This is a genomic window from Pseudomonas sp. 05N434, from assembly GCF_056396965.1.
Map to the genome: position 1 here is coordinate 1 of NZ_JBFTMK010000499.1, position 6018 is coordinate 6018.

The 6018-nt window shown below is 58.8% G+C and carries 5 protein-coding genes and 1 pseudogene; 3 read left to right on the plus strand and 3 right to left on the minus strand.

What is annotated here, in order from left to right:
* Both AC1DLB_RS24400 and AC1DLB_RS24405 read right to left on the minus strand, forming a co-directional pair.
* Positions 1 to 414, minus strand: a 414-nt coding sequence (locus AC1DLB_RS24400; RefSeq protein WP_477785782.1) for an AAA family ATPase, incomplete at its 3' end; no start/stop codon positions are given.
* Positions 415 to 558: 144 nt separating this feature from the next.
* The gene (locus tag AC1DLB_RS24405; protein WP_477743399.1) at positions 559 to 1635 is read right to left on the minus strand and encodes a DUF748 domain-containing protein; all 1077 of its coding nucleotides are present in this window, start codon (positions 1633 to 1635) and stop codon (positions 559 to 561) included.
* Positions 1636 to 1761: 126 nt separating this feature from the next.
* Between AC1DLB_RS24405 and cysK the strand changes: the two genes are divergently transcribed.
* Both cysK and AC1DLB_RS24415 read left to right on the plus strand, forming a co-directional pair.
* The gene (gene cysK / locus AC1DLB_RS24410; RefSeq protein ID WP_477785783.1) at positions 1762 to 2736 is read left to right on the plus strand and encodes a cysteine synthase A; all 975 of its coding nucleotides are present in this window, start codon (positions 1762 to 1764) and stop codon (positions 2734 to 2736) included.
* Positions 2737 to 2948: 212 nt separating this feature from the next.
* A pseudogene (locus tag AC1DLB_RS24415) lies at positions 2949 to 3749 on the plus strand (aspartyl/asparaginyl beta-hydroxylase domain-containing protein); the annotation flags it as partial.
* Positions 3750 to 3766: 17 nt separating this feature from the next.
* Here AC1DLB_RS24415 and AC1DLB_RS24420 read toward each other — a convergent pair.
* Positions 3767 to 4675, minus strand: a complete 909-nt coding sequence (locus AC1DLB_RS24420) for a DMT family transporter (RefSeq protein ID WP_018926741.1) — start codon at positions 4673 to 4675, stop codon at positions 3767 to 3769.
* A gap of 128 nt (positions 4676 to 4803) precedes the next feature.
* Here AC1DLB_RS24420 and aceK point away from each other — a divergent pair.
* Positions 4804 to 6018, plus strand: a 1215-nt coding sequence (aceK, locus tag AC1DLB_RS24425; protein ID WP_477785784.1) for a bifunctional isocitrate dehydrogenase kinase/phosphatase, incomplete at its 3' end; no start/stop codon positions are given.

The following is a 6018-nucleotide window of genomic DNA, read 5'->3' on the forward strand; positions in this document are numbered from 1 at the left end:
GTAGAACTCCATCCTGTCGAGTTCTTGCAGCAAGTCGTTGGGGAACTCGATGTCGGCCTTGTCGATTTCGTCGATCAGCAGAATCACCCGCTCTTCGGACTCGAACGCCTCCCAGAGCTTGCCCTTTTTCAGGTAGTTGCGAACGTCGTGGACCTTGTCCACGCCCAGTTGCGAATCCCGCAGGCGGCTGACCGCGTCGTATTCGTACAGGCCTTGATGCGCCTTGGTGGTGGACTTGATGTGCCAGGTAATCAACTTGGCGCCGAAGGACTCGGCCAGTTGCTCTGCGAGCATGGTCTTGCCGGTGCCTGGCTCACCCTTGACCAGCAGTGGCCGCTCCAGGGTGATAGCGGCGTTGACCGCCAGCTTCAGGTCATCGGTGGCGACGTAGGCCTGGGTGCCTTCGAACTTCATCTGCTAATCCTCGAACGGTAACGCCGACCTGAGCGAGGCAGGGCGGGGCGCAATAAATGGTCAGGCTCGACTATAACGCGCAGCCCGGTCGACTGTGAACGCAGACGGGTTATTCAGTCTCTGAATGGGGCGTCACTTCGTGACTCATCCCGCATCCGGTTTGGGTCGTTCGTACTGGGCATTGAACGCCTGGATGAAACCGTTGCGTAAAATCTGCAAAAACGCCTCGAACGCGCTGATATTCCGCTGATGCACGTTGCCCTTGAGTTCGACGCGAGTGGCGAATTGGTTTTTCGCCTGGTTCTTCAATACATTCTGGGTGCCGCCGACGAGCGCTTCCCAAATGGAGCGGAAAATCCCTTTGTCTTTGTTCTCCACGTCCTGTTGCCAATTGAACACTTCGACGTCCCGCAACAGTGGCTTGATGTAGCCGGTGAGTTGACCCTTATTGGCTTTGGCCTCGATGACCAGGTCGCCATGGCCGGCATTGAAGTCGAACTTGCCGTAGGCCGACGCGAAGTCGTTCAGGCGTTTGAGTTCAAGGTCCCTGGCGCGCAGGCGGAACTCGAAGTCTTCGAAATTGCTCAGCGGATCGAAGGTTGCCGTTGTTTCCAGCGGTGCATTCCCCGGTAACAGCGCCTTGCCATCGAAACGGGCATCGCGTTTGCCTTTGGTGTCGACTACGTTGGTCAGGTTGTAAATGTTGGCATTGACCTGAGTAGCGCTCAGGTTCACGGGTGGTTTTGAATTGAAGTTGTGAAAGGTGACCCGGCCATCGTTGATCCGCACTTCGTTCAGGGTAATCGGCAGCAATTTTTCCAACTGTGCCCGCCAGTCGGTGCCCTGACCGGTCTGGGAGTTTTTCTTGTTGGCGCCGCCATCRACGAAGTTCACCTCGGGTTTGTCGAACTGCGCCTTGGCCACCACGGTGTGGTCGTACCAAAGTGAGTGCCAGCTGACGGAGAGGTCGATCAATGGCGCGTTGACGAATGGCACCGGGACCTTGCCTTCGACCTTGACGATTTTCAACCCGTTGATTTTGTAGGCGCCACGCCACAGGGCCAGGTCCACGTCGGTAACCTGCCCGCGATAGTCGCCCATGTTGGCCAATCGCTCGTTCAGGTAGTCACGCACGATGTAGGGCAGGGCGATATGCACGGCAACCAGCAACATGAGGAGGCCGGCGAGGGTCAACAGGGGCCAACTGTATCGACGCTTCATGGCGGCAAATCTCTGGCGGTGTAAAGCGGTTGACTGCTATGGCAGCCGGACGTTCGACTGACTGGACGACCACGAGCAACAGGCATACCTTGGAGGGCTAATTCAACGCGGTATAAGGACCCAGCCATGAGCCGTATCTATGCTGACAACGCCCATTCCATCGGCAATACGCCGCTGGTGCAGATCAACCGTATCGCCCCGCGCGGTGTCACCATTCTGGCCAAGATCGAAGGGCGCAACCCTGGATATTCGGTCAAGTGCCGAATCGGCGCGAACATGATCTGGGATGCTGAAAGCAGCGGTAAACTCAAGCCCGGCATGACCATCATCGAACCGACCTCGGGCAATACCGGTATCGGCCTGGCATTCGTTGCCGCCGCCCGTGGTTATCGGTTGATGTTGACCATGCCTGCGTCCATGAGCATCGAACGACGCAAGGTGCTCAAGGCCCTTGGCGCCGAACTGGTGTTGACGGAGCCGGCCAAGGGCATGAAAGGCGCGATCGAGAAAGCTGCCGAAATCCTCGCCAGTGATCCGTCCACCTACTTCATGCCGGGGCAGTTCGAAAACCCGGCCAACCCGGCCATCCACGAAAAAACCACCGGCCCGGAAATCTGGAACGACACCGACGGTGCGGTCGACGTGCTGGTGGCGGGCGTCGGAACGGGTGGAACCATTACCGGGGTTTCGCGGTATATCAAGAATACCCAGGGCAAACCGATTCTCTCGGTGGCGGTGGAGCCAATGGTGTCCCCGGTGATCACCCAGGYGATCGCTGGGGAAGAGATCAAACCGAGCCCCCACAAGATCCAGGGCATCGGCGCTGGTTTTGTGCCCAAGAACCTGGACCTGTCGATGGTCGACCGAGTGGAATTGGTCAGCGACGACGAATCCAAGGCGATGGCCCTGCGCCTGATGCAAGAAGAAGGGATTTTGAGTGGCATCTCTTGCGGCGCCGCCATGGCGGTGGCTGTACGCCTGGCCGAAACCCCGGAAATGCAGGGCAAGACCATCGTGGTGATCCTGCCCGACTCTGGCGAACGCTACCTGTCGAGCATGCTGTTCAGTGACTTGTTTACCGAACAGGAAAATCAGCAATAAGATTTTATGGCTGTTTTGAAGCCGATCAGGGGGTTGATTCAGGTCAGCCCCCGTTCAGGAACCCTATGTTAAGAAGTGCTTTATTGCACAATCCTTAACACTGAATGTTGAGTAATACGGGTTTTTCCCGAGGCCGGTAGTGTTTATCATGGCCGACTGCCACGTCGGGTAAAAGGCGTTGTGCGGAGTTTCCTATTCTCAAGGAGTCGTAGATGAGCTTTTCCTTTGTCGCGAAGGCGTCGGTGTTGCTGCTGTTCCTCGGCAGCACGCTCTATGTGCATTTGCGTGGCAAGGCGCGTTTGCCGGTCCTGCGTCAGTTCGTCAATCACTCGGCCCTGTTCGCGCCCTATAACGCCTTGATGTACCTGTTCTCCGGTGTGCCGTCCAAGCCCTATCTGGACCGCAGCAAGTTCCCGGAGCTCGACGTGCTCAGGGACAACTGGGAAGTTATCCGCGACGAAGCCATGCACCTGTTCGACGAGGGCTACATTCGCGCCGCCGAAAAGAACAACGACGCCGGTTTCGGTTCGTTCTTCAAGAAGGGCTGGAAGCGTTTCTACCTCAAGTGGTACGACAAACCGCTGCCATCGGCTGAATTGCTCTGCCCGAAAACCGTCGAGCTGGTCAGCCGCATCCCCAATGTGAAAGGCGCGATGTTTGCGCTGTTGCCGGGCGGTAGCCACCTCAACCCGCACCGCGACCCGTTCGCCGGTTCCCTGCGTTATCACCTGGGGTTGTCGACGCCGAACTCCGATGATTGCCGCATCTTCGTCGACGGTCAGGTCTACGCCTGGCGTGATGGCGAAGACGTGATGTTCGATGAAACCTACGTGCACTGGGTCAAGAACGAAACCGAGCAAACCCGCGTCATCCTGTTCTGCGACATCGAACGCCCCTTGAGCAACCGCCTGATGACCCGCATCAACCGCTGGATCAGCGGCTGGCTGGGGCGTGCTACTGCGCCGCAGAACCTTGACGATGAGCGCGTTGGCGGGATCAACCAGGCTTATGCCTGGAGCAAGACGGCGTTTTATCGGGCAACCACCTCAACCGGCTTCACCACTGCCGGCTTCAACACCAGCCACAACGCCGCCGCAATCAACACTCCGCCATAGAGGTGCGCCATCGACAGCGGCTCATCCAGCAACAGCGCGCCCCACAACACCCCGAACGGTGGAATCATGAAGGTCACGGTCATCGACTTCACCGGGCCGATCGAGCTGAGCAAACGGAAGTAAACGATGTAGGCAAACGCGGTGCAGCCCAAGCCCAATCCCAGCAACGACAACCAGACACTCCAGCCGCCCCAGCTCGCCGGTGGCTGGCTGATCACGCTGTAGCCGAACAGCGGCAGCAAAAACAAGGTGGCGCCGAGCATGCTGCCCAGGGCCGACAGGCGACTGTCGAGGCCGCCGGCCTGGTCGAGCCAGCGGCGGGCGAGGAAGCCGGCAAAGCCATAACAGGTGGTAGCCATCAGGCACGCCAGTGCGCCCATCAGCAGTTGCATATCGAACGCCACCGGACCTGCACGGGTGAGGATGCCGACGCCAAACAGTCCGAGAAACACCCCGCAGACCTTCGCTCCGGTGAGTTTTTCACTGAAGAACAATCCGCCGATCAACACGCCCATCAAGGGCGTGGTGGCGTTGAAAATCGCCGAATAGCCGGCCGGCAGCACTTGCGCGGCCACGGAATAGAGCGTCGCCGGAACCCCGGAGTTGATCACTCCGAGCAGCATCACCGTCTTGAGTTTGCCTTTGAAATCCCAGCTGATACGCAGCAGCCCGACGATCACCAGCAGCCCGACAGCGGCAATCGATACACGGAAAAAGGCAGTGGGGATTGTGCCAATCACTGGGGCGATAATGCGCATGAACAGAAAGCTCGCCCCCCAAATGGCGGCAAGTGACAACAAACGCAGGATATCGACGGGGTTCACAGCACTTTCCTTCCTTGATTGGCGCGCAAGTGTCGCGCCAGTCGGGGTACAAGGCAATGGTTGCGTTGCGTCACACGGGGCCACTAAGCTCAAGCTCCAACGATAAGAACAGCCGCAGAGGTTTCACCATGCCGCAGCAATGGCCAGCCGCCGACATCGCCCGAATGATCCTCGATGGCTTTGACGATTACCGCGAGCATTTCCGTCAGATCACCGACGGTGCCCGAGGCCGCTTCGAGCAAGCCCAGTGGCAGGCGACACAAGTCGCGTCGGCGGCGCGGATCAACCTCTACGAAGAGAAAGTCGGCGAAACGGTTGGGCGCCTGCATCAGTCGTTCGCCGCCGATGTGCTGATGGACGTCAGCAGCTGGCCGTTGGTCAAAAGCGCCTATATCAGCCTGATCGACCTGCGCTTCGACGATGAACTGTCCGAGACCTGGTACAACTCGATTTTCTGTGGGTTGTTCAGCCACGACCTGATCAGCGACGGCTGCATGTTCATCCACACCACGCGGCCAAGCCTGCGCCGCGCCCGGGCGGCGCAAACCCGCACCTACAAGCCCCATGGCCAGTTGTCCGGCATGCTCGCGAGTATTTTTACCGACTATCGCTTCAGCGAGGACTACGCCGATTTGCCCGGCGACCTGCGCCGCCTCGAAGCGCAATTGCGCGAGAACCTGCCGGACTGGGTCTGCAAGGACCCGGAGCTGAGTGTCGAGCTGTTTTCCTCGGTGCTTTACCGCAACAAAGGTGCCTATCTGGTGGGGCGCATCTTCACCCAGGACGATCAATGGCCACTGGTGATTCCGCTGCTGCACCGCGAAGGGCGGGGCATCCAGATCGATGCACTGATCACCGACGAGGCGGAGGTGTCGATCATCTTCTCCTTCACCCGTTCGTACTTCATGGTCGATGTGCCGGTACCGGCGGAGTTCATCGGCTTTCTCAAACGCATCCTGCCAGGCAAACACATCGCCGAGCTGTACACCTCGATCGGCTTCTACAAGCATGGCAAGTCCGAGTTCTACCGGGCGCTGATCAATCACCTGGCCAACACCGACGACCAGTTCATCATGGCCCCCGGCGTGCGCGGGATGGTCATGAGCGTGTTTACGCTGCCGGGCTTCAACACCGTATTCAAAATCATCAAGGACCGCTTCTCGCCGTCGAAAAACGTCGACCGCGCCACGGTGATCGAAAAGTATCGCCTGGTAAAAAGCGTCGACCGGGTCGGGCGCATGGCCGACACCCAGGAGTTCGCCGACTTCCGTTTCCCCCTGAGCAAGTTTGAGCCGGCATGCCTGGAAGAACTGCTTGAAGTGGCGCCGTCCACGGTGTCGGTG